Genomic DNA, 23,891 nt, shown 5'->3' on the forward strand with positions numbered 1-23,891 from the left:
TTAATTAATAAGTATCAAAATCAGTTAAGTCTGCGTTTATCTACTACTGTGTATTTCCAAAATAAGCCAATTGCAATGATGATTGGCGAATATAATCAATCACCTATCATTGCATTGCTCGATGCGCAGCAATACCAAGGCACTGGCAGTTATATTCGATTATTAAGTGAATACGGTAGCATATTTATTTGGGATTCCTTAAATAATCCAGAAGATTTCGATCTAGATAATGATCATGATGATCATTTACATTCTTTTCATTTAAATAAAAAAGTAGAAAATACGCCTTTCACCCTAGAGGCTTGGGTTGAGGGTGTTGATAATAAAAGCTTATTCACCTCTAAATGGTTTGTTTTATTACTCTCTTTATTGGCTATTCCAGTGTTTTCTAGCTTGTATTATTTGTTTTATATCGAGCGTAAAAATAGCCGACTACGAGCACAAATCCATCATTCAACAAAACAACAGACAGTACTTTCAACACATAATTTACAGTTAGAAAAAGAGGTTAGTAAACGAAAACTATCTGAAGAAAAGCTAGCCTTTCAAGCCACACATGATTCATTAACAGGCTTACCAAATAGAAGTTATAGCCTGCAAAAATTAAATGATGCCGTCAATAATTGCCAACGTAGCCGTAAAAAAGTCTTAATCATGTATATTGATCTAGACAATTTTAAACAAGTTAACGACACTTTGGGCCACGCCGCTGGCGATATCATTTTACAGGAAACGGGTAAGCGACTAAAACTAGCTCTTCGTAAAACAGATACCGTTGCACGTTTAAGTGGTGATGAGTTCATGGTGATCATTGATGAGTTACAAGATTTAGAACAAGCTAAAGAGCTAGCCGTTAAAGTCTTACATTTATTTGACCAACCTTTTAAAATGAATAAACATCTCTTCCATACCTCTACCAGTATTGGCTTAGCAGTTTTTCCTGATGATGCGACAGATGCAGAAAACTTATTAAAAAGTGCTGATATGGCACTTTACAAAGTAAAAGAGACAGGGCGAAATAACTTTAGCTTCTTTGAATCCAAGATGAATGACGATGTAAACCGCAAGGTAGCTATTAACGTTCGTCTACGCGCTGCACTTAAAGAAAATACCCTAGAAATGTACTATCAACCGCTTATTGACCTAAGCACTAAAAAAATTATTGGGGCGGAAGCATTGATGCGCTGGACAGATAGTCAACTGGGTTTTGTGCCACCCGATGAGTTTATTGCTCAGGCTGAAAAAAATGATTTAATTGACCAGTTAGGTAGCTTTGCTTTAAATACCGCAGCACACCAAGCAGCGGAATGGCAGAAAATTGCTCCCTTACAAATTGCGATCAATTTTTCTAGCGTACAATTTAGACATTGTGAGTCATTATTGGCAGAAATTCAGGAGATTTTATTAACAACCGGTTTACCACCAGAAAAATTAGATGTTGAAGTAACTGAAAGTTTGTTAATTAATCAAGAAGGCGAGTTATTTGATATGCTGAAGTCGTTACGTAATATGGGGGTCGAACTGAGTATTGATGATTTTGGCACTGGTTATTCCGCACTGAGTTACTTGCAGAAATTTTCATTTACTAAGTTAAAAATTGATCGCGCTTTTATCATGAACTTAACCAATAACAGGGCTGATCAGTCACTAGTTAAAGCAATCACTGCGATGGCTAAAGCGCTTAACTTAAAAGTCGTTGCGGAAGGAATTGAAGATAAAAAGCAAATGCAATTCTTAACAGGTCTTGACTGTGAGTTTGGGCAAGGCTATTTTTTTAGTCCCCCAGTGACGGCGGAGAAGTTTGAACGTTTATTACGAGATCAAATTAGTGCAGAAAGTTAAGGTTATGATGCGAACCTAGGAAACTAACAAGTTAAGTATTTCTTATAATCCTGTATTCACTAATAAGGCCAATATTCTATCGGTAGTTTATTGGCCTTCATTTTAGATTAAAGTTACTACTCACTCTATCAATACACATTTGCATTGATAAATACTACGAACAGCATGTTAGTTCTGTTGTTGCTCGGTTAATAACTCAGTTAAAGCTTGTTTGTAGGCTGCAACGGGCTGCGCACCAGATAAAGCACTACGGCGGTTGAAGACCACTGCAGGCACAGCAGAAATGCCTAACCGTTGCCAATATTCTTCTTGTTCAATCACTTGCTCACGCTGTGTCTTACTCTCTAGATGCTGCTTCGCTTGCTCTACATCTAAACCGACTTGAGCAACCTCTTCAAGTAACGTGGCACGATTAGAAACATCTTTTTTCTCAGTAAAAGCGGCACTAAATAGACGTAATTTGAATTGTGTTTGCTTGCCTTGCTCATGTGCATATTCAAGTAATACATGTGCATCACGTGTATTGACTATCTTCATTTTGTCAAAAAAATTAAATGTGAAACCCGCTTCAGCTCCACGTTGAGCAATGTTAAGGCGTGACTGCCTACTTTCTTCCTCTGAAGAGCCATATTTTTCTGCTACATGCTCTCTTAAGTCTTGCCCTTCTGCAGGCATATTAGGATTTAACTCAAATGGTTGCCATTGCAGTTCAACTTTATCTGCTACCTCTAACTCATCGATTGCTCTTTGTAAGTTTTTATAACCAATAACACACCAAGGACAAACAACATCAGAGACGATATCAATCTGAATTTTATTACTCATAGCAACCTCTATATTTAGCTCATACTCAATTTAAAAATAACAATTTATAATCACAATGAGTATTTGTAGTAACCAATATAGCTAAATAAGAACGATCGTTCAATAAATTATTATACGCTCCTATTAATTACTACCACATAGTAATTTAAAGTAAGAAACTTGCCCCTGTTAATGAAGAAACAAAACAAAGTAGCCGCTTAAAATACGATTAACATATAAGGAAATATAAGAGGATTAAAAAATTCTAACTTTAAAAATAGTGCTAACAACTAAAGATTCGCAACCTTAATTGTATTACAATAAATTCAAAACTAGCTCTATTAATCATTCTGAAATAAAGGTTTACTTGTGTCTCAGCAATCTTACATTAAGAAAAACTTATCTCTTGCATGGCCATTAGCACTAAATGGATTGCTGATGCAGTCGATGCTAATGATCGATACATTATTAATCTCCCCATTAGGGGAACTTCCTCTTGCTGCTATGGGTATTTCAACAGCTATTATTGCCGCTATTCTTGGTATTCAAATGGCATTAGCCAATGGAACTCAATTAGTATTGAGCCGTGCAGTAGGTTCAGGTAATAGTGCTTCGCTATCAAGAGCATTTGTATCAGGGCTGATTATTAACACTACCATTTCAGTCATGTTTTGGGTCATTCTGACGTGCTTTGAGCAAACATTAATTCATGCGATTACCAGCGACATAACCCTGCATAAAGAGATCACTAACTACCTAGATATCGCCAAATATATTGTTATATTTACCGCACTCACGCAAGTGATCATCGCACTGTTTAATAGCTTGGGGAAAACCCAAGTACCCTTTAAAGGTTACCTTATCGAACTGCCGATCAACGCACTGCTTTCGTACCTCTTTATACACGGCTATCAATTCACAAATACGCTTAGTTTAGAAGGAATGGGCGTTCAAGGTGCAGCGATTGGTAGCCTGATGGCGATCACAGTGAGGCTTATTTATTTGACTCTGTATATGTACTTGAGCAAAGAGATAACGATTACGTTACCGGTTAAAGACGTGTCAATGATACGAAATATTCGCCTACATTTTATTGAAATCTTCCCCGTTGCCGCCAACGTAATGTTCTTGGCAATGGGTATTACTGTGTATCAGTTACTGTACTCACAACTTGAAATCAATGCTTATGTAGCGATTACTTTAATGATGCCATGGATACGTGCGGGGACTCAGTTTATTGCTGCATGGTCACATTCAACAGCCATTACAGTAAGCCAAGCAATCGGATCAGGTAAAATGGATGATCTCGCTAAAAACGTTGATAAAAGCATCGATATTGCAGTCTTGATATCCATCCTATGTGCTGGTTTTTTTGCAGGCATCAGCTTATTCATTGCAAATATTTACCCTGATTTAGATGCCGAAACCTATCAAGCATTATCGATTATTGCCCCTCTTTATATCTTTTTACCGATAGTTCGCGGTTACAACACGGTGCATGGCAATGTGTTACGTGCATTAGGTAAAACAACCGCTGTTTTCAAAATCAACTTTACTGGCCAATGGATTATCTCCATTCCACTCTGTGCACTTATTATTTTTATGTTCGACGCTTCTATATTTTGGGCATTTGCGATACAACCCTTTGAAGAGATAGTTAAAGCGATACCTTTTAGGCAACTCGCCAGAAAATCTTTAGAGGAATTTGATTTAGAAAAAGCAAAAAATTTAAATCATGATTAAAAATGAACACCATAAAAATAGCGATTAAAGGAAATAAAAAGAGATTAATAGTTGAATTCAAGAAGCTTAAATAATCAAAAGTCGATTCGAATATTTGATCTCGGCATAAGTTCTGTTTTTTAGTATGTGATCAATAATACACATTTTATCATCTCTACTTCTTTTCAGAGAATGACTCCCTATGATGCATAGTTAATTAATATAGTATTACAATATAAAAATCATAAAAAGGGATTAGAAAATGAAAAAAACACTTATTCTTGCTGGTTCAATGTTGCTTGCTTTACCTACATTAACTCTTGCAGATGTTGCTAATAATGGCGTTTCAAGCGCAGTACCAGCTGACAAATTTGACATGCGCAATTGGAAAATTACCATTCCTTCAGATATCAACCAAGATGGCCGAGTAGATGAAATCGAAGGTGTTGCAATGTTGAGTTATGCGCATCAAGATTTTTTCTTTTTAGACAAAGATAACAATATGGTTTTTGAAGTACAAAACCAAGCGATCACCACTAAAAATTCAAAAAATGCTCGTTCTGAATTGCGTCAAATGCCTCGTGGTGCTGACTTTTCCATAGACACCTCAGACAAACTTAACCAATGGGCACTAAGCAGCCACCCACAAGCTAAAGAATATAGCGATGTTGGCGGTACTTTAGAAGCAACAGTTAAAGTTAACCATGTCGCTGAAAATGCAAAACACCCAGAACGCCCACCAGCCCACTCAGTTGTTGTTGGCCAAATTCATGCTAAGAAACATGATCAGTTAATTAAAGCAAAAACAGGCTTTGGTCACGGTAATGAGCCACTGAAAATTTTCTTCAAAAAATTCCCAGGACACCAATACGGTTCTGTTTTTTGGAACTATGAACGAAATCTAGAAAAGAAAGATCCTAATCGTATGGATATTTCATTACCTGTTTGGGGCAATACTTGGGAAAACCAAGCAGAGCCAGGTAAAGCAGGCATCGCTTTAGGCGAAGAGTTTAGCTATAAAGTAAATATTGAAGGCACAATAATGCACTTAACTTTTGAGACGGCTCGTCACAAACCTGTTAGTTACGATATTGACTTAAGCAAAGCATACGATGAAAAAGATCATGCTCAAGGTTATGCAGAAGATGATTTTTACTTCAAAGCAGGCGCTTATGGGCAATGTAGTGTGAGTGATAAGCATGCGGTTTGGGGAACTGGCTGTGAAGGGACAGGCGATTTTGCTAAAGATAAGAAAGACGGTAACTACAGTAGCGTAACATTCTCAGCACTTAAACTTAACGGTCAATAAAAAAGCGAATAATTAAATGATTAAAGAGTCTTTTGCTTTGCAATGGACTCTATTTTTATCTTTTAAAAAGTCGCTCTACTCCCCTACTCTATGACTCTTGATTCGGCTTATCCGTTTGTGTGATCACAGCCTCTAGTAGCTGCTCTTGCAACGTATTTTCTTCTGGTTTATCGTCAATGGACGCACTTAAATCACTGCTATCAACTGCCTCAGAATCTTGTAATAACTCTACCATTTCAGAAGCGACTTCAGGTACAGAATCAATAAAAGTACTCGCAACGTCAACTGCATATTCAGGAATATTCTCAACTACTTGAGTCAAATAGTCATTAACAGCTTCTTCAATACCTTCCGCTTTCTCTGCTTCACTTTGTTGTTCACTATCTGTATCCATTAAGTTATTTACATAAGCTTCTGCGACAGCATTAGACGATTCAGGTAAAGCCTCAGAAACTGTCAGTGCTAATTCTGCAGAGTATTCAGGTGAAACATCACTTAAGCGGCTATACAATTCAGTCGCTGTTTCCTGTGAAGCTGCTGCACTTCTATCGACTGGACGCATCTCATCTAATGAATCAGAAAACTCAGTCATATATTGCTCAGTCATTTCTAACAAGTCGGCCGAATCTTCGCCGGACATATTTTCAGCCGCTAATTCCATCACTCGAATACCATTATCTGGCATCGAATTAGCGATCGCGACAATAATATTAGTGAATTGATCTGGGTGATTTGCGCTTATCCAATCAACCAATTCTTCCGCTTGTTCAGGCGATGCAGTGGTCAATGCTTCGGCAATATGAATAGCCATTTCAGGCGCAGCAGTACTAATCGCAGCATATAACTTACCAATATTGATTTCCTCAATAGTACTTAAGGCCGCTGCTAAGTTGGAGGCATTATGTGGGTCTCTTAAAGCTAGCGCTTTAGCCATATTAACAGCAGCACCCGGATTTTTAGTCGCTAAACTAACGGCGACTTCGGCTTCAGCACTTGGCTGGTAGGCTGGTTCAGCATAATCGATACGTGGATCCAGTGCTGATACCGCGCCTGCTGGCGTCTGCATAACAAAATGATCTTGGTCTTCTTGCGGTAAAGCAGAACGTTGCTTCATGCGGATTAAGATAAAAACTAATAACGTAATCGCAACCGCAATAATAAAGGTAAATAATGCGTTACTACCAAATGCACCCATTGCGGCCGAAGCTAAATAAGGCCCCAGAATACTGCCAAATGCATAAATTACTAATAACGAAGACATGGCAGCTAAAATTTGCTCTTTTAATACTTTATCAAAGGTTTCAGACATACTCATTGGGTACAAACAAGCAGCAACACCAGTGATCAACGCAATTGAAAATAAGCTTAAATTGAACATATTTAATGAGAGTAGTAAAGGGATGCAAAGCGCTGCTAAAATAATAGTTGTGACCATACCTAGCATAATTTTACGTCGATCAAAATGATCAGAAAGGTAAGCAATAGGGAACTGTAATAGAATTGCTCCTAGTATTGCTGACCCCATAAAAATGGATAAGTTAAGATCTTTAATTCCATTATCACTGGCAAAGATAGGCAACATATTTAATAAACCAGCGTACAGTACACCACAGTAAAAACAACTCACTACCCCTAATGGTGAGAGTTTTGCAATAGTGAGCAAAGACATCGATTCACTATCTTCAATCTTAGGACCTTGCTGTTTACTAATCACAATTGGCGTGATCGCTAAGCTAAATAAAACCCCTGAAACAACAAATAACGTCATTTGATCGATAGGTGCAATAGCCAATAAAAACTGCCCAGAGAATAGTGCACTCATTACCACCATCTGATTAATAGAGAGTATTCTGCCGCGATTTTTTTCAGTTGCACTAAAACTTAACCAACTATCCAACGTCGCATTGGTACAAGCGATACAAAATCCCGTTAAAATCCTCATTGCCCCTAGAACAAGTGGATCGGGAAACAAACCAGACACTAAAATAGCAACCGAGGTTAAACTACCACACATCGCAAATATTCTAATATGGCCAACACGTTGTAATAACTTACGACTATAAACCGCACCCAGTAAAAATCCCACCGACAACATTGATAAAACAAGACCAATATTATTCAGGCTAACGCCATCACTTTGCATTCGAACAGGTAACAAAATATTGCTTAACCCATAACCTGTCATTAATAAAAAACAGCTTATTAGCAATAGAAAAAAAGGTTTAATTGTCATTATCACAGAGGGATTCTCTTATTTAGCAGCGCATTAAGTGCTCCTAAATAGTCACTCATATGCAGTGCACTTCAGGAGAAAGGGTATCGATGACCAATTGCTTAAACAATCGGCAAGAATGTTAAATATAAAGCAAAAAGCATTAACAAAAAAGGCCAACGTAACGCTTCGAGTATTATATTAAACCTTTTAATAATACATCGACTTAATTTTGTAGAACGATCAAACCTTTTAATCTCAAATGCATCATATGAAAATAAAAAACACACAAGATTCATCAAAGTAACTAACAAGTTCAATGGCATCTTTGCTTAAAAAATTGTTTTTGCAAATACTTAATGCAAAAGTGATCTGTTTTTCTTCATATTCTTTTTATTTATATAAATTTATTTTTTATAACAAAATATTACAAGAAACTTTCCCTTCACCATTGTGAACCAAGACTCCCAAGAGGATGATTATTAGATGATCATTTTTTATACACACAAAAATATCATTAACGTAACTTCAACATCATCAAATTTAATACTGAGGAGTATCTAAATATGAGCCAAAGTATCGCAAGTTTTATTACTCAAACCCTTGAACAAGCTGGTGTAAAGCGAATTTGGGGTGTAACTGGCGATTCACTCAATGGAATAAGTGATAGTTTACGAAAAATGGGCACTATCGAATGGTTAGGAACACGCCATGAAGAAGCAGCCGCTTTTGCCGCAGGGGCAGAAGCACACATATCAGGAGAATTGGCCGTCTGCGCTGGTTCTTGTGGCCCCGGCAACCTACATTTAATCAATGGTTTGTTTGATTGCCACCGAAATAAAGTCCCTGTATTGGCGATAGCCGCCCATATTCCCTCTTCTGAAATTGGTAGTAATTACTTTCAAGAAACACATCCCCAGGAATTATTTAAAGAATGCAGTGTTTTTTGTGAGTTAGTTTCTAATCCAGAACAAATGCCGTATTTGCTCGAAACAGCCATGCGCCAAGCCATCTTACATAATGATGTAAGCGTGCTTGTCCTACCCGGAGATATTGCACTCAAAGCAATGCCAGAATTAACTAAAGCAAAATGGAACGTACCCAAACTAGCAACTTACACCCCTGATACAGAAGATATAAAAACATTGGCAGCACACCTTAATAAAAGTAAAAAGTTAACTTTATTGTGTGGTGCAGGGTGTAAAGGATCGCATGATCAAGTTATTGCGTTAGCAGAGAAGCTACAAGCCCCGATAGTACATGCGATGCGCGGTAAAGAGTTTCTTGAATATGATAACCCCTATGATGTTGGTATGACTGGATTTATCGGTTTCTCATCGGGTTATCACGCAATGCAAGACGCGGATACGTTATTAATGATCGGCACCAGCTTCCCATATCGAGCTTTCTATCCAGAAAATGCCACTATTCTGCAAATAGATAACCAACCCGCATCACTGGGACGACATGCTCAGATTGATTTTGGCGTACTAGGGGACACCAAAAATACTGTTGCGTCATTGCTTGGGCATATTAAGGATGGCCGTGATAGCACCCATTTAAAAAAATGTGTTAAAAATTATAAAGAGTCCCGAAAGGATCTCGATTTATTGGCCAATGGCAAGACCTCACATAATTTGATACACCCTCAATACCTTACACGACTACTCGATGAACAAGCTGCTGATAATACCGTCTTCACCTGTGATGTTGGAACGCCAACCGTTTGGGCTGCTCGTTATTTATCGATGAATGGTCAACGCCGTTTAATTGGATCATTTAATCATGGCTCAATGGCCAATGCCTTATCACAAGCAATGGGAGCACAATCCTTAGATCGTAACCGCCAAGTGATTGCAATGTGTGGCGATGGTGGTTTTTCGATGTTAATGGGTGATCTATTATCGCTAAAACAACTCAACCTACCGATTAAAATCATTGTCTATAATAACCGCTCATTAGGTTTTGTGGCAATGGAGATGAAGGCTAGCGGTTACTTGTCAGATGATACCGATTTAGATAATCCAAGTTTTGCAAAAATAGCACAAGCCTGTGGCCTAAAAGGGATCCATGTTAGTAATCCAGAAAAGCTACCCCAAGCAATGACTGAAATGATGGAGCACTCTGGGCCAGTAGTACTTGAAGTTGATACGGCAAAACAAGAACTTGCCATGCCACCACAAATCAAATTTGAACAGGCAAAAGGTTTTAGCGTTTATATGATGAAAGCGTTAATTAATGGCAAAGGTAATGAAATAGTCGAGCTTAGCAAAACCAATTGGTCACGTTAAATACCTGCTCAGAAACTATAAAGCCCCTATATGTGGTGTGAAGTGACCCCATTAAGTTGTAATGCCGATCGGTTAAGGATCTAATAAGAAAACTTGAACGATCTTCCAGATAGATCATAATCCCTAATCTTATTTAAGGTTGGGGATTTTTTTTGTTTAATCAAGAGATGGAATTGGTGTATGAGTCATTTGAAAATAAAGAGGCTTACGACAGCGTATTAACAGCCATTGATTCTAAATGGATTGAAGAAGCATTATTTTGTACTCAAAAAGCGAGTGTTCGACGTCGCCGCTTACCTGCAGAGCAAGCTGTTTGGCTAATCATCATGATGGGGTTAATGCGAAATTGCTCAATAAAAGAAGTCTGTGGTTCACTCGATATTGCTTTGCAAACTAACCCTGATGAAGTCTATGACCATGTTGCCCCGAGTGTACTCACCGATTGTCGAAAGCGATTAGGTGAATCTCCCATGAGCTACCTTTTTAGTACAACTTGTGCGGCTTGGCATAAATCTATCATAGCTAAAAAACATAGTATCGGTTTAAACTTATTAGCCGTAGATGGCACGACCTTTAGAGCGCAAGACACGCCAGAAAATAGTGAAGCATTTGGTTTTATCTCAAAATCTAATCCTGTTTATCCGCAACTTCGTATGGTTTCTTTGCATTCAACGCATACTCGGATGCTACTTGGCGCTGCATTTGATAGCTGTAGTGTCGGCGAGATAACCCTAGCTAAACGGCTACTGACCGATATTCCAGAAGATTCATTAACCTTATTTGATCGTTGTTATTTTTCAGCAGACCTAATGCTCAATTGGCAGCAGTTCGGTATCAATGCACATTGGCTAACACCGGTAAAAAAAGCTATGCGGTATGAAGTTATTGATCGGTATGCCGATAATGATTTATTAATCGAAATGCCAGTATCCCCGCAAGCAAGAGCTAAAAACCCAACCTTACCAGAGACTTGGCAAGTAAGAATGATATGTTACCAAGATCCAAAGGGTGATATTAAAGGCTTTATTACCTCATTAATTGATCCGACACTGTATTCAATGGATGCATTACTATCTGTGTACTGGGAACGATGGGAAATAGAGCAGAGTTTTGGAGAGCTTAAAAATAATCAGCTTAATGGGGAAATAACACTACGAAGTCGTTTTCCAGAAGGGGTACGGCAGGAACTATGGGGGGTATTATTGGGTTATAATTTGATCCGACTTGAAATGGTTAATATTGCGCTAGAAGCGAAGGTTGAACCTACACGGATCAGTTTCACGGCAGCCATTTGTATTATAGATACGCAAATAAGAGCCTATGCACTATCAGGTAATGGCACTATTCCGAAAAAGCTTCAGCTTATGCGAGAAGATGTTAAACATTTTATTTTGCCCAAAAAAAGAAAACACCGAACGTTTTCACGTTCAGTGCTCTATATTCCATCTAGATATCCGTTAAGATATAAGCCTAAAATCTCTTAACCGAACGGCATTGCCCCATTAAGTTGGGGCTTTATTTTAAGTGGTAACAGAAAACAAAAAAGCATCGCGTAGTATGAGCTATAAAAAAATAAGCATGACGATGAATGACCCTTAATCTAAACTCTGTATAAGTAAATCGATACAACCTCATTATTCCACGAATTTCCAAGCTAAATCACCTTCCTAATAATCTGTCATAACATCGATAATTAATATATTGAACCACACAAAACTAACAACACGATACGATGTAAAAACTTTAACATTTGAATATTTAACCGTATTGCACTCGATGACCATGGGATGAGGTTATATAAAATGATGCTTAAGTCTATTTTTCTAATAATTATCAAAAAAAAGTAACCGGTTACATTGGCGATAATTATGCGTTATGATTACTCATTAGGATATAATATCTGTCGTTTATCCGAGTCTATTTTAGGAATATTAATGAGTACGATCCTTGACGTATGCAAGCTAGCTGGAGTCTCTAAAGCAACCGTATCCCGTGTTATTAATGGGATAGGTCAGGTGAAACCGTCAACTCGTGAGAATGTTTTTTCTGCAATGAAAGAGCTTGGGTATAGACCGAATAGGTTAGCCCAAGCATTAGCCACCAACAAAACACATACGATTGGTTTAGTGGTTTCGGATTTTGATGGCATTCACTTTGGTTTGTTACTTAAACAAGCAGCCGCTAGTGCAGAATTTGCAAAAAAACAATTAATCGTTACCGATGGACATAACGATCCAGATTACGAATATGAAGTTATTTTACAACTGGAAGCACAGTGTGATGCGGTTGTACTTTATAGCCGTACCTTGACTGACGAACATATACAACGCTTGCATGAGCAACTCACTATTCCCATTGTTGTATTAAATCGTAATATGCCAGAACAATGTTTTCATTCAGTTTCTTTTGAACAAGAAGCAGCGGTAACCATTATGATGGATCACTTGTTCGAAAAGGGACACCAAAAAATTGCCTGTATTACTGGTCATATGGGCAATCCAACGGGGAAAGCTCGACTTAACGGATATAAAAATAGTCTACAAGCCGCTAGTATCGATTTTAAAGATGAGCTTGTTAAGCACGGTGTTTACGATATGAAAAGTGGCTATCAAGCCTGTAAAGAATTATTAAATGAAGGTATTACTTTCACTGCGATTGTTGCTTTTAATGACTGTATGGCATTAGGCGCTTTAAAAGCATTAACCGAAGCGGGTATCAAAGTCCCCGAACAAGTCTCTATTACTGGCATAGATAATGACCCTGTTTCAGAGTTTTTCACACCAAGATTAACCACCGTTAAACTACCAATTACGGACATGACCAAACAAGCTATCGAATTGGCAATAACCCTATGCGACGAAACAAAACCGACACATTCTTATCAATATAAAGGTCAACTCATCGAACGTGAATCTGTAGCGTCAGTTTATACAGCGAACAACTGAGCAAGAATAATACCGTAATATAAAAAATTATCTTCATTAAGATTAATCATTTAACAGCACTTCTGCGACACAATAATGAACAAAAAATAATGCCATATCTGCCATGTTAAAACTGATATGGCATTGTTATAATGCGACTAAAGTGTGTCTCTATTAAAATGTAGTTTTATTAAAATACGCTTTATTAAAAAATGCTTTAAAGCTCTAGTTCAGAGTATTAAAGCTCTTCTCCGCGATTTTTAATCACACTATTATACCAATGGAAAGAGGCTTTCTTTTCTCGTTTTAAACCGTTTTTATGGTCTACATAAATGAAACCATATTGTTTTTTATAGCCATTCAACCAACTCAACAAATCAATGGCAGACCAAGCATAATACCCCTTAATGTGAGCACCACGACTGATCGCTTCTTTTACTGCACTTAAATGCTCTTTGATATAATTAATTCGTGGAATGTCACATACCGTATCTTCTATGATTGGATCTTCATCACCGAGACCATTTTCAGTAATATATAATTTAATTTGCCCATAGTTTTCTTTGAGCATATCCAGACCATCAATAAACCCTTGCGATGAGATCTCCCAATCCCACTTAGTATACTTTTTATCAGCCATCTTCACCGTACGATAAACCCCATCGTAACTTGGATTACCAGGTGCACCGGTAGAGTTTTCACGTGTAATAACACGCCCTTCAAGCTGACCTTGAATCTTTTCAATACGCATCGGTTGGTAATAATTCAATCCCATAAAGTCATTTAAGTGAGCCGCTTTTTTAATGACGGCTAGCTCTTCTGCAGTCCAGTCAGGTAGGTTACCTTCTGCGGTTAACTGCTTAACAACATACTCAGGATAATGCCCTAATAGAATAGGATCATAGAACCAGTTTAAGTTAAATTGGTTAGCATGCTCAGTAGCAAACAAGTTTGCTTCTGAGTCATCTACGCTAAAGGCAGGGCTAAATACATGACTCAATCCAATTTCACCAAATTGATTCAGTTTTTTATATGCAATAACCGTTTTAGCATGGGTATAAAAAACATTATGTATTGCTTGGAAGTATTTCTTAGGATCATTTTGAATACCCGGTGGGTGTGCGCCCGATAAATAACCTAAGTTACAAAATACAAAGGTTTCGTTAAAAGTAATAAAGTTTTTAACGCGATCGCCAAATGCTTCAAAACAAAGTTTTGCAAATACTAAATAAGCTTCACCAGTCTCTCTATTTAACCATGCCCCTTTTTTCTCTAACGGTAATGGCAAATCCCAGTGGTAAAGTGTTACAAAGGGTACGATCCCATATTTTAAACATTCATCAATAATGTTGTTATAAAAGTCGATGCCTTTTTGATTTACCTCTCCAGTGCCTTCTGGAAGTATACGCGCCCATGAAATAGAAAAGCGATAAGATTCCAACCCCATTTCAGCCATTAACGCTATATCTTCTTGATAGCGATTATAATGATCAATCGCCACATCACCATTAGTACCTTCAAAGGTTTTTCCGGGTATTTTAGTGAATTCATCCCAGTTTGTTGGACCTTTACCATCTTGATCCCAAGCGCCTTCTATTTGATAAGAAGCGGTCGCGGCACCAAATAAAAAATCATGAGCAAACTTCATTGTAGATCCCTTTTGAATTATAATTTTGTGATTAATCGCAGGCTCAACAAAATCGAGCCTGCCTTTCTATAAACTGTTATTGGAAATAAGGTTTTGATACCAGTAGAAGCTTTTTTTCTTAGTGCGCTTTAATACTTTAAGATCAAACTCTTCGCGATCTACATGAATAAAGCCATAACGTTTTGAGCACCCTTGATGAGTACTAATCAGGTCGATCGCAGACCAAGGGCTATAACCAAACACCTCAATACCATCAGTAATAGCAAGTTGAACTTGCTCGATATGTTGTGTCAGGTATTGAATTCGATAGTCGTCATTGATCTCACCGTTTTCATCTACTTTGTCAAAAGCACCAAGCCCATTTTCAGTGATAATTAATGGCAATGCATAACGCTCATAGATATCACGCATGGTGGTACGGAAACCGACGGGATCAATCTCCCATCCAAATTCGTTTTTTACTAAATGAGGGTTTTCAACCCCTTTATAAGCACCAACCTCACCAATGGTTATTTGTTGATCACCGGTAGAGTTGATATCACTTGCATCGCCAGAGCTTTCAGCAACGGTTTGTGAGTTGTAATAATTAAAAGCAATAAAATCAGGTTTAGCTGAGGCTAATATTTCCATATCGCCTTCGCTGATAGTTGGTGCCGCACTTCGCTCTTCAAGGAAACGCCAAGCCGTCGCGTTATAACGGCCATAAACTGCCATATCAAGATATAACCAGTTACGTACAGCGGAAAAAGTATTTGCGGCTAACACATCTTCGGGCTTACATGATGCAGGATAAATAGCCGAGATATTGGGTGCAGGTCCAATTTTTGCGTTCGGTAACAGTTGATGACAAAGTGACATTGCTTTCGCTTGTGCCACCAGCATATGATGATTTTGTTGGTACAAGTCTTTCATTGGGTTAGTTGCATCAACATGCTTAGTGCCCAATGCATCGCCATGTAAGATCATCATGTTTTGTTCATTAATAGTTAGCCAGTATTTAACGCGATCACCAAAAGCTTCAAACAAGGTTTTGCTATAAAGTGCAAAAGCATCCACCGATGCTCTATTTGACCACCCTCCTTTTTCTTGTAATCCATAGGGTAAGTCAAAATGGTACATCGTCGCGATCGGCTCAATACCTTTAGCAATTAATTCATCGATTAAGTTACTATAAAACTCAAGACCTTTTGCGTTAACCTGACCTTCTCCTGTTGGGAAAATTCTAGTCCAAGCGATAGAAAAGCGATAAGCTTTTAAACCTAGCTCTGCAAATAATGCAACATCTTCTTTATAACGATGATAGTGATCACTTGCGACTTTAAAATCAGTTGTCCCTTCAACGACATTACTCATATCAATAACAGAAGGACCTTTTCCATCTTCATCCCAGGCACCTTCAACCTGATACGCGGAGGTCGATCCTCCCCAGAAAAAATCACTTGGGAAATTTTTAAGTTTTGACATATAAACTCCTCATTATTTCTACAGCTTAAAATGTGAATGGCTTAGCTAGCTACTCGCTTATTATTAGATTCTTACTCGCTTGTTAATCACTATTTAAGCTTTCTATGGATATCAATTAATTCTTCAATTAATTCTCGCGCCAACATGGCTGTCATAATATGGTCTTGTGCATGCACCATGATTAAATTTACCGGTACTTTACCCTCACCTTCATCCAATCCGATAAGCTCAGTTTGCACTTTATGTGCACGCTTTGATGCTTCTGTCGATTGAGCAAGAAAATCGTCGACTACATCCCATTCACCTTTTTTAGCTGACATCAAAGCTTGCATCGCTAAACTTTTTGATTCACCTGCATTGATGATTAACTCCATCACAGTCATTTCTAAATCCATGTTAAAACTCCACTCTTTACTGAGAAGCTACCTTTAGTAGCTTCTTGTGATTCAGGGTCATTAATAATTCTTGGTTAATAGTTATCGGTTAACCATCAGTACTAACTTGCTATCGCTTCTTTAGCTTCAACTTCAGCAGTCTCTTCAGAGATAAGTTGCTTCTCATAAATTTTGAAGAATGGGTAGTAAAGCACCATATTGATACCGATAAGAATGAACACTAATATGGCATTATTGATCTGCCAACCAGCCCCCCATGCAGCACCGATTGGTGCAGGCGCAGTCCAAGGTACTAATGAAATCGTTTTACCAATTAAATTCCAACTTGCTGCGCAATAAGCGATAGTCGCATTCACCATAGGGATACAAACAAACGGGATAAACATAGTTGGGTTCATCACAAATGGTGTACCAAATATAATCGGTTCATTAATGTTAAATATCGAAGGTACTAAGCTTAATTTACCAATCGCTTTTAGGTGAGCTGATTTACTACGTAAATACATCAAGACTAAACCAAATGTTGCCCCAGAGCCGCCCAAGGTCACAAAGAAAGACCAAAATGATTCTATAAAAATATGTGGTAACTCCATACCAGCCGCTAATGCTTCTTGGTTTGCACCTAAGTTAGAAAGGAAGAACGGTGCCATAATGCCGCCAACAATCGCAGCACCATGAATGCCTGCAAACCAAAGCACGTGTGCAACTAATACCGCTAACAAAATAGCCGGAAGCGTGTCAGATGCAGAGATTAAAGGTTGAAACACTGCCATGATTGCACCTGGGATAATCAAGTTAAATTCATGTTGTACTAATAAATTAATTGGATAAATAGTTAAGATGATAATCAATGCAGGAATTAATAAATTAAATGACTCACGAATCTTATCTGGCACTTGCTCTGGCATTTTAAAGCCAATGTTTTTTCGATTAAGGAAATAAGCTAATTCTGTCACTAAAATTGAGATGATAATGGCAGTAAATATCCCTGTACCTCCTAGATATGAGGCAGGAAGTACACCCTCTTCCATCGGTGCAGAAATTAATAAAAACGTCATTAACGCTAACATACCTATTGATAAACCATCGAGTTTGTAGGTTTTTGCTAAGTTGTAAGCAATACAAGTACAGATATAACAGGACATAATGCCCATCGTCATATGGAAAGGTGTCATGATTTCACCAAAGTACTGCTTAGATAACCCCAGCCACCATTTGCCAAAGCCAAAAGTGGTTTCCGGTGAAAATGGTGGGAAAGCAAAAACGAGTAGGAATGAGCCTACAATCATAAAAGGCATCGCACCAATAAACCCGTCACGGATAGCGCAAATATGTCTTTGAGAAGCAAATTTTCCAGCGATCGGCGTTAACGTGTTTTCTAAAAATTCAAAAAATTTGTTAGACATCTGATAGCCCTCTTTAGTTAATCATCGCTAATGCGTCAGCTAAGATTTTTTCACCTTTCATCATGCCATAATCCATTTGATTAATTACCGCAATCGGCTTACCTGCTTGATCAGCCTTAACCTTAAAATCATTTAATTTATATTTAATTTGAGGGCCCAATAAAAAACAATCGTATTCCGTTACATGTGAATCAAACTCTTCTAAACCAACAGCATCAATTTGGACTGCAATGCCTTTGTTAGTAGCAGACTCACGCATTTTTTTAACAACCATACTGGTTGACATACCAGCAGCACAGCAAAGTAGAATTTTAGTCATAATATTTACCTTTAGTTGAATGTTTATTTTAAGAATTAGTTATCATGTTTATGCTCACAACTTAATGTAACCGGTTACAGAAACCGATTACAGTAAGCGGTTACATTTTTGTGACTAAGTTCGTTTTATTTTAAGTAATTATTTATTTTTTAGTAATTTGTGGATTTTTAGAAGATCTATCACAGAATAATGGACAAGGTATGTGCTTGTTTCCCACCACAAGCAATGTCGATTTGTAGTTCTCACTCTTTCGACTGTTTTTTTAGTGTTTAGAAAAATGGCGTTAGCTATTAAATGTAAAATAATATTTGATAGAAAGCGCCTAAAACGATCCGACAGTAGACAGTCAAACTTGAATGGCACTGTTAATCATTAAAAACCCTCAACCTATATATGATTGAGGATTTTTTATTGATGCTTAATTTGAATTAAGCAGCATGACCAATATTTTATGAAGCCCAACAATAATTGAATAAATAATAAAATTATTTTTCCTGCTTAACACGTTAATAATACAAATAATATTTGTATTTTACACAAAAAAAGCCCCGATATACGGGGCTTCATGAGAGTTAATGAACAATTAGAAACTAGCTAAAACACTATTCTATATTTTGTACCTTAACGTTGATTATAATAATTAATTCATTTTAAATCATATGTTTGTGGCTGTGTTTTATTTAATTTATATTTTTAACCACCGATTTAACCACCATTGATTATCCAGCTATCCATTTTGGTTATTCCTTGGTGTTCACATATTGTGAACTAAGCTTGGTTTAGGTATAGTGTTCACATATAGTGAACAAACTGGATAGTACATGCACGTTATAAGTAAGCAACCTTTTGAAAATGCGAAAAAACTCTATCCAAACGATTCCGATGCACTAGATGCAACGTACAAGGTGTTAAAAGAGAGTAAGGCAAAAAGCCCAGATGAGCTACGAAAAGTCTTTCCGTCACTAGACAACTTTAAATACGTTGATAAGTGGTGGGTGATTGATATTGGCGGTAACAACTTAAGGCTTATTGCATTTATCGAATTTGTTGGAGGTCGATGCTTCATTAAGAACATTGTCAGCCATGCCGAGTACGACCGTATTACAAAGCAATACCGTGAAAAGAAACTGAAGAGGTAACACTATGTTAGATATCGCTGTGTTAGACAAAGCCGCTAATCAACTGAACCAAGTTATGCCTTGGGTGAGTGGTATCTCTTCGCCTGAGCAATATCAAGAGCTGATTGCCACGATGGAAGTACTTGTCGAAGATTATGACGCTCATCAGCCAGTGATCGACTTGATGTTTCCGGTGATTGAGAGGTATGAAGAAGAAGCTGAGCAGTTTAGTGAGTTTAATCAAGCTATTGATAAGCTTGAGCCAGGAATCGCCATGCTAAGAGTTGTCATCGATCAGCACCAACTGACGTTAAGTGATTTCAAAGAAGAGATAGGTGCCAAATCGACGGTATCGATGATCTTAAGCGGGAAGCGCGCTCTAACGCTCAACCATATTAAGGCACTATCAGCGCGTTTTGGGGTGCCAGCTTCGTTGTTTATCGGCTAGTGGTAGTTTTGGCTATCGTTAATAAAAACCGAGATACTCATTCTAATAGCGTAGCTCTTATTAGTGGTTTCTCGGTTTTTGTCAAAGCACGAAGTGACAACAATACGCCAAAAGTTAAGGTGCGGTTACTTGCTAAATCCCCGATTTTTTAAGAACTTCATTGAGATGACCGATTTATACCTATGCATTAAATGGACATATCAGTGGCTATTTTTCACTTAGTGTAACTATAATGGATATTATTGTATCCATTAAGGCTGCGCATGAACTTTTCACTTTTAGATGATACCGATGTAAGCCAAGCTTTTGCTATTCATCTGCGGGGTTTACGCAAACAAGCGAAGCTATCGCGAGAGGCGCTAGCCCAGCGTAGTTGTGTACCTGCTTCGACCATAAAAAAGTTTGAACTTACCGGACAAATATCATTTCGTCAGCTGCTGCTTTTGTGGCAGTCGCTGGATTCACTAGACAGGCTTTATCAACTGACACAAACAACGGCTGACCGTACCGCTTTACCGACCAGTATAGAAGAGGTGCTTAAAGATGAGTTTTAAATCCATTCAAAAGTTGAATGTGGAGCGCACTCTCACAACAGGCGAAACTGTATCTGTGGGTATATTGGCGCAAAACCGTCAGGGTGTTTTCTTTCAGTACGATGAAAGTTATCTAAGCACGTTTGGCAATTTATCCCCTTTTACTCTTGAAGGAGATGTGCGATTACAGCAAGCACCGAAAGGGCCACACCAAGGCATTCACGGCGTTTTTGGCGATAGTCTTCCCGATGGTTGGGGTTTGCTGTTGCAAGATCGAGTATTCCGCCAACAAGGTATTTTGCCAGCACAAGTAACAGCAATGGACAGGTTGGCTTTTGTCGGTCAGCAAGGAATGGGGGCATTGTCTTTTACACCTGTATCAGAGCTATCATTAGAAAATCGTTCAGATATTGATTTGGAAACACTTGGTCTTGAAGCCCAAACCTTGTTCGACCAGTCCCTCTCTGATGAGTTAGACGGTAGCACTCAGCAAGTGTTAGCAACCTTGGTAGCCGTAGGTAGCTCCGGCGGTGCTCGACCTAAAGCGCAAATTTATATGCCTGCTGGCGACGCGACGCAATGCCGCACCTATGCACAGCCTGGCGATGAAGCATGGTTAGTTAAGTTTACTTCGAAGAACTTAGCATTGGGCCACGAAGAAGGTTTGTGTGAAGCGGTCTATTTAGAAATGGCTGAATTCGCAAAATGTCAGCCACCGATGTGGCAGTTAATTGAAGCTCCTACAAGTAGCGGTGCTAAAGCATGGCTTGCGTTAAAGCGTTTTGACTATTTACCCGCGAAGGAGAAGGCTGGACGCTTACATATGCACAGTGCTTGCGGCTTATTGGATGCAGACTTCCGAAGCCCTAGCTTAGATTACAGCGATCTGATTAAGGCCAGTCGTCAATTGTGTAAGTCACCCGCTGCTGGGCAACTTCAATTTCGTCGCGCAATGTTTAACTTATTTTCCGCGAACCAAGACGATCACAGTAAAAACTGGGGCTTTTTACAAGCCGATGATGGTAGTTGGCAACTCGCACCATTTTACGATGTAACGTTTAGCCCTCACCCTTTTAACGAGCATGCGACTGCCTTTGCCGGATACGGAAAAGCGCCACCACTCAAAGTGATGCAAAAGTTGGCTGCTAGTGCAGGCTTTACTAATTGGAAGAAAGCACAGCAATGCATTAAAGAGGTAGTGGATGCCATTAGTCAGTTTAGGGCGCTTGCTGAGGAGCATGGGGTGAGTAAGACCACTGTGTTAGCAATAGAAAAAACACTCGCAGAGCGCAAGCAAGAGAACGCAGCGCTACTTATCTAGCCAGTAAACTAAATAAACACAGATATATTTCATTTCCCTGGTTCAACTTATAATCAGGAAAAACTATGGAAATCATGCAATATCAAAATGAACGCTTTCTTCGTTTGAATGAAGTAATTAGCATAACAAGCCTGTGTAAAAGCAGTATCTATAACCTTATAAAATCGGGTAACTTCCCGAATAACATAACTGTTATGGGTAAGCGTAAGGCCTGGGTAGAAAGTGAAGTTCAAAACTGGTTACTGGCAAGAATAAACGAATCCCGCCAGTGCTAAAATCAAGTTATGTCGCTACCAAAAAGTAAATGTTGGTAGCGCCTATTTTTTGTTTTTAATAAAATATTGTGCTGGTTATATATTTTTATTAGCTATTTTAAAAGAGATCATCTCTAAGTGAATATTTAACAAGCGATTGATTTTTATCCGCTCAATAGTTCCCCTTTAAGTCTCATCCTTAATTTAGTTCCAAAAGTAAAGCTTACAGGCCAAGTTAATTTATGCACTTTATTGGCTTGTTGTAAGCTTTTCAATTGCTTGTGTTAAAACGGAATTTTGTTTTTCTAAAAACTCAATTTTCTTTTCCATCTTGACCAAGTCAGCTTTTAAATGGGCTTGGTTTTGTATTTTTTCTAGCTGGCTTTTTAACGCTATATTCGCTTTTTCTAGTTGCGCCATCTCCCTACTTACTAGACTACCGTCAAATAAAGAATCGATAGATTGCCCAACATTAGTAAACTGATTGCGCCTTTTAATTTTTGTGAGCATAGCAAAAGTGTCTTTCTTGATATTAACCGTTAGTTGCTTGTGCTTAGTTTTTTTTCTTCTTTTGTATTGTCCCCAAGCTCGCTTCATTCTGATAAGAGTGTTTTCTTTATCGAGTATATTTTGAACATCTGAGCAGTACGCTTCTAATTGTTGAAGTAGACTTTTTTCTGTATTACGAGTGAGTAAATGTTTCGGTGGATACCCTAGCTTTTTAAAATATTGCCCAGTCCAACGAGTCATTTCTTCGTCAGAAAAATCTATCCATTTTATAAGTTCATCATTTAAAACAGTGCGCATAACTAACCTTAAAACTAATATGTTACATGAAGCTTTACATGTAATAGGGTGCAAATCAAGTTATGATGTATTACACTTATAATAGGTATTATGTGTGAAATGGAGGTGTGATGCTAGATGCGTTTGAAGGAAGAAATGAGATAAAGGCCCAAGATAGGCTTATCTACCTACGGTGGCTTTGGTTAGTTCACAAAGATGAAAATAAAGGAATGTCTATTGCTGAAATAGCCAGCACGCTAATGCTAAGTGAATCGACAGTAAGAAACGCGATTGCTCGCTTAAATACCAATGACTATTTAGAGATCACGAGGAATGAGGAAAAGGCGTCAGAAAAGATCTATAAGTTAAAAAACACTCATAACATACCAGTATTTTTTTACGGTAAAAAAGCAAATTACATACAAGCCTTATTAGGCGTTAATGATGATTTTACTAAACTAACGGCTGAAAGCTTGGCCCGAAAATTTATGAAAGCGGCTTTAGTCATGCTAAGCAATGATATTGGTCTAGTTTCAAATATAGGTCTCAATAAGTTAGCTGGCTTTACGGGCTTATCATTATCAAGGGTGCGTAAATTTATAGATGAGTTACTCCATGAGGGACTAATTTTAAAATTTATAGCAGGAGGCAATGCTCCAAATTTATACCCAAAATGTAAGTCAATTTTAATTTTAAACCCTCGTTATTTTGGCGGCGCCTTACTAAAGATAAATAACTTTCCAGAAGAGAGATTGTTTGGCTTAAAAATAAATGAAGAGGTAAGTAAAGCGCTAAACAAGCGTAATCGTAAAACGGGCAAAACTACTCTTGAAGCTGAAGTGCTGGCGCTAAATAAACACAGATTAGCGCAGCGAATGTATCACTATTTTTATGAGTTAGTAGCTGAGAGTGTGGCTGAACGCGCACCACTTAAAAACAATCAATTAATTACTTATATGTTAGCGCAATCAACTAACACTGAAGTGAATGAAGCTATTAAGTCATCTTGTAGTGAAGCTGTAACTCAATACGCTGACTTTTTACTTGCGCTGGTTACCCAGCTAGAAAAAAGCATGCATTTGCTAAATAAAAAAA

At 38.1% G+C, this 23,891-nt stretch carries 20 protein-coding genes; 12 read left to right on the forward strand and 8 right to left on the reverse strand.

Translation table 11 applies throughout. The features are described 5' to 3' along the window. On the forward strand, window positions 1-1,842 hold a 1,842-nt coding region (locus MT391_RS18760; protein WP_499499508.1), incomplete at its 5' end, for a putative bifunctional diguanylate cyclase/phosphodiesterase. Between the two features lie 168 nt (window positions 1,843-2,010). Here the strand turns inward: MT391_RS18760 and MT391_RS18765 are convergent. After that, on the reverse strand, window positions 2,011-2,667 hold the full coding sequence (locus MT391_RS18765) for a DsbA family oxidoreductase (protein ID WP_028867829.1): 657 nt from the start codon (window positions 2,665-2,667) through the stop codon (window positions 2,011-2,013). Between the two features lie 366 nt (window positions 2,668-3,033). On the opposite strand from MT391_RS18765, the gene MT391_RS18770 reads away from it, so the two are divergent. After that, window positions 3,034-4,389 carry an MATE family efflux transporter gene (locus MT391_RS18770; RefSeq protein ID WP_499499518.1) on the forward strand — a complete coding sequence of 452 codons (1,356 nt, stop codon included), beginning with the start codon at window positions 3,034-3,036 and terminating at the stop codon, window positions 4,387-4,389. 241 nt (window positions 4,390-4,630) lie between these two features. Continuing rightward, entirely contained in the window at window positions 4,631-5,677 is a 1,047-nt protein-coding gene (locus MT391_RS18775) for a polysaccharide lyase family 7 protein (RefSeq protein ID WP_028867831.1), read from the forward strand. An 88-nt stretch (window positions 5,678-5,765) separates the two neighbouring features. Here the strand turns inward: MT391_RS18775 and MT391_RS18780 are convergent, their stop codons facing one another. Beyond that, window positions 5,766-7,910, reverse strand: a complete 2,145-nt coding sequence (locus MT391_RS18780) for an MFS transporter (RefSeq protein WP_084296202.1) — start codon at window positions 7,908-7,910, stop codon at window positions 5,766-5,768. Between the two features lie 545 nt (window positions 7,911-8,455). On the opposite strand from MT391_RS18780, the gene poxB reads away from it, so the two are divergent. The 3 genes from poxB to MT391_RS18795 all read left to right on the forward strand — a co-directional run bounded on the left by poxB (window position 8,456) and on the right by MT391_RS18795 (window position 13,125). Continuing rightward, window positions 8,456-10,180 carry a ubiquinone-dependent pyruvate dehydrogenase gene (gene poxB / locus MT391_RS18785; protein WP_028867833.1) on the forward strand — a complete coding sequence of 575 codons (1,725 nt, stop codon included), beginning with the start codon at window positions 8,456-8,458 and terminating at the stop codon, window positions 10,178-10,180. Window positions 10,181-10,332: 152 nt separating this feature from the next. After that, window positions 10,333-11,664, forward strand: a complete 1,332-nt coding sequence (locus MT391_RS18790; protein ID WP_499499511.1) for an IS4 family transposase — start codon at window positions 10,333-10,335, stop codon at window positions 11,662-11,664. A 450-nt stretch (window positions 11,665-12,114) separates the two neighbouring features. Next, window positions 12,115-13,125 carry a LacI family DNA-binding transcriptional regulator gene (locus MT391_RS18795; RefSeq protein WP_028867834.1) on the forward strand — a complete coding sequence of 337 codons (1,011 nt, stop codon included), beginning with the start codon at window positions 12,115-12,117 and terminating at the stop codon, window positions 13,123-13,125. 217 nt (window positions 13,126-13,342) lie between these two features. Here the strand turns inward: MT391_RS18795 and MT391_RS18800 are convergent, their stop codons facing one another. The 5 genes from MT391_RS18800 to MT391_RS18820 all read right to left on the reverse strand — a co-directional run bounded on the left by MT391_RS18800 (window position 13,343) and on the right by MT391_RS18820 (window position 18,336). Next, a complete protein-coding gene (locus tag MT391_RS18800; protein ID WP_028868125.1) occupies window positions 13,343-14,752 on the reverse strand; it encodes a glycoside hydrolase family 1 protein in 1,410 nt (469 codons plus the stop codon). A 66-nt stretch (window positions 14,753-14,818) separates the two neighbouring features. After that, window positions 14,819-16,216: a glycoside hydrolase family 1 protein gene (locus MT391_RS18805; RefSeq protein WP_028868126.1), complete on the reverse strand. Its 1,398-nt coding sequence runs from the start codon at window positions 16,214-16,216 to the stop codon at window positions 14,819-14,821. 89 nt (window positions 16,217-16,305) lie between these two features. Further along, entirely contained in the window at window positions 16,306-16,611 is a 306-nt protein-coding gene (locus MT391_RS18810) for a PTS lactose/cellobiose transporter subunit IIA (RefSeq protein ID WP_028868127.1), read from the reverse strand. A gap of 101 nt (window positions 16,612-16,712) precedes the next feature. Beyond that, the gene (locus tag MT391_RS18815) at window positions 16,713-18,017 is read right to left on the reverse strand and encodes a PTS sugar transporter subunit IIC (RefSeq protein ID WP_028868128.1); all 1,305 of its coding nucleotides are present in this window, start codon (window positions 18,015-18,017) and stop codon (window positions 16,713-16,715) included. A gap of 13 nt (window positions 18,018-18,030) precedes the next feature. Next, a complete protein-coding gene (locus MT391_RS18820; RefSeq protein WP_028868129.1) occupies window positions 18,031-18,336 on the reverse strand; it encodes a PTS sugar transporter subunit IIB in 306 nt (101 codons plus the stop codon). 821 nt (window positions 18,337-19,157) lie between these two features. Between MT391_RS18820 and MT391_RS18825 the strand changes: the two genes are divergently transcribed. From MT391_RS18825 to MT391_RS18845, 5 genes are all read left to right on the forward strand, one after another. Continuing rightward, the gene (locus tag MT391_RS18825) at window positions 19,158-19,475 is read left to right on the forward strand and encodes a type II toxin-antitoxin system HigB family toxin (RefSeq protein ID WP_017102430.1); all 318 of its coding nucleotides are present in this window, start codon (window positions 19,158-19,160) and stop codon (window positions 19,473-19,475) included. A gap of 4 nt (window positions 19,476-19,479) precedes the next feature. Then, on the forward strand, window positions 19,480-19,902 hold the full coding sequence (locus MT391_RS18830; protein ID WP_028868130.1) for a helix-turn-helix domain-containing protein: 423 nt from the start codon (window positions 19,480-19,482) through the stop codon (window positions 19,900-19,902). Between the two features lie 263 nt (window positions 19,903-20,165). Beyond that, window positions 20,166-20,456, forward strand: coding sequence for a helix-turn-helix domain-containing protein (locus MT391_RS18835; protein WP_028868131.1), 291 nt, complete (start codon window positions 20,166-20,168; stop codon window positions 20,454-20,456). Continuing rightward, a complete protein-coding gene (locus tag MT391_RS18840; RefSeq protein WP_028868132.1) occupies window positions 20,446-21,756 on the forward strand; it encodes a type II toxin-antitoxin system HipA family toxin in 1,311 nt (436 codons plus the stop codon). Before MT391_RS18835 ends, MT391_RS18840 begins: the two co-directional genes overlap by 11 nt. Window positions 21,757-21,821: 65 nt before the next feature. Beyond that, the gene (locus MT391_RS18845; RefSeq protein WP_016786712.1) at window positions 21,822-22,031 is read left to right on the forward strand and encodes a helix-turn-helix transcriptional regulator; all 210 of its coding nucleotides are present in this window, start codon (window positions 21,822-21,824) and stop codon (window positions 22,029-22,031) included. Window positions 22,032-22,259: 228 nt separating this feature from the next. Here MT391_RS18845 and MT391_RS18850 read toward each other — a convergent pair whose 3' ends face one another. Then, window positions 22,260-22,817 carry a hypothetical protein gene (locus MT391_RS18850; RefSeq protein ID WP_016786711.1) on the reverse strand — a complete coding sequence of 186 codons (558 nt, stop codon included), beginning with the start codon at window positions 22,815-22,817 and terminating at the stop codon, window positions 22,260-22,262. Between the two features lie 110 nt (window positions 22,818-22,927). Between MT391_RS18850 and MT391_RS18855 the strand changes: the two genes are divergently transcribed. Continuing rightward, window positions 22,928-23,891, forward strand: a 964-nt coding sequence (locus tag MT391_RS18855; protein WP_499499516.1) for a hypothetical protein, incomplete at its 3' end; no start/stop codon positions are given.

It is taken from the genome of Vibrio sp. 1-Bac 57 (assembly GCF_037546855.1).
Taxonomy (GTDB): domain Bacteria; phylum Pseudomonadota; class Gammaproteobacteria; order Enterobacterales; family Psychromonadaceae; genus Psychromonas.

Coding starts and splice junctions, on each gene's coding strand:
- MT391_RS18765 (WP_028867829.1), bottom strand. CDS start 2,667: ATGAGTAATAAAATTCAGATTGATATCGTCTCTGATGTTGTTTGTCCT.
- MT391_RS18775 (WP_028867831.1), top strand. CDS start 4,631: ATGAAAAAAACACTTATTCTTGCTGGTTCAATGTTGCTTGCTTTACCT.
- MT391_RS18780 (WP_084296202.1), bottom strand. CDS start 7,910: ATGACAATTAAACCTTTTTTTCTATTGCTAATAAGCTGTTTTTTATTA.
- poxB (WP_028867833.1), top strand. CDS start 8,456: ATGAGCCAAAGTATCGCAAGTTTTATTACTCAAACCCTTGAACAAGCT.
- MT391_RS18795 (WP_028867834.1), top strand. CDS start 12,115: ATGAGTACGATCCTTGACGTATGCAAGCTAGCTGGAGTCTCTAAAGCA.
- MT391_RS18800 (WP_028868125.1), bottom strand. CDS start 14,752: ATGAAGTTTGCTCATGATTTTTTATTTGGTGCCGCGACCGCTTCTTAT.
- MT391_RS18805 (WP_028868126.1), bottom strand. CDS start 16,216: ATGTCAAAACTTAAAAATTTCCCAAGTGATTTTTTCTGGGGAGGATCG.
- MT391_RS18810 (WP_028868127.1), bottom strand. CDS start 16,611: ATGGATTTAGAAATGACTGTGATGGAGTTAATCATCAATGCAGGTGAA.
- MT391_RS18815 (WP_028868128.1), bottom strand. CDS start 18,017: ATGTCTAACAAATTTTTTGAATTTTTAGAAAACACGTTAACGCCGATC.
- MT391_RS18820 (WP_028868129.1), bottom strand. CDS start 18,336: ATGACTAAAATTCTACTTTGCTGTGCTGCTGGTATGTCAACCAGTATG.
- MT391_RS18825 (WP_017102430.1), top strand. CDS start 19,158: ATGCACGTTATAAGTAAGCAACCTTTTGAAAATGCGAAAAAACTCTAT.
- MT391_RS18830 (WP_028868130.1), top strand. CDS start 19,480: ATGTTAGATATCGCTGTGTTAGACAAAGCCGCTAATCAACTGAACCAA.
- MT391_RS18835 (WP_028868131.1), top strand. CDS start 20,166: ATGAACTTTTCACTTTTAGATGATACCGATGTAAGCCAAGCTTTTGCT.
- MT391_RS18840 (WP_028868132.1), top strand. CDS start 20,446: ATGAGTTTTAAATCCATTCAAAAGTTGAATGTGGAGCGCACTCTCACA.
- MT391_RS18845 (WP_016786712.1), top strand. CDS start 21,822: ATGGAAATCATGCAATATCAAAATGAACGCTTTCTTCGTTTGAATGAA.
- MT391_RS18850 (WP_016786711.1), bottom strand. CDS start 22,817: ATGCGCACTGTTTTAAATGATGAACTTATAAAATGGATAGATTTTTCT.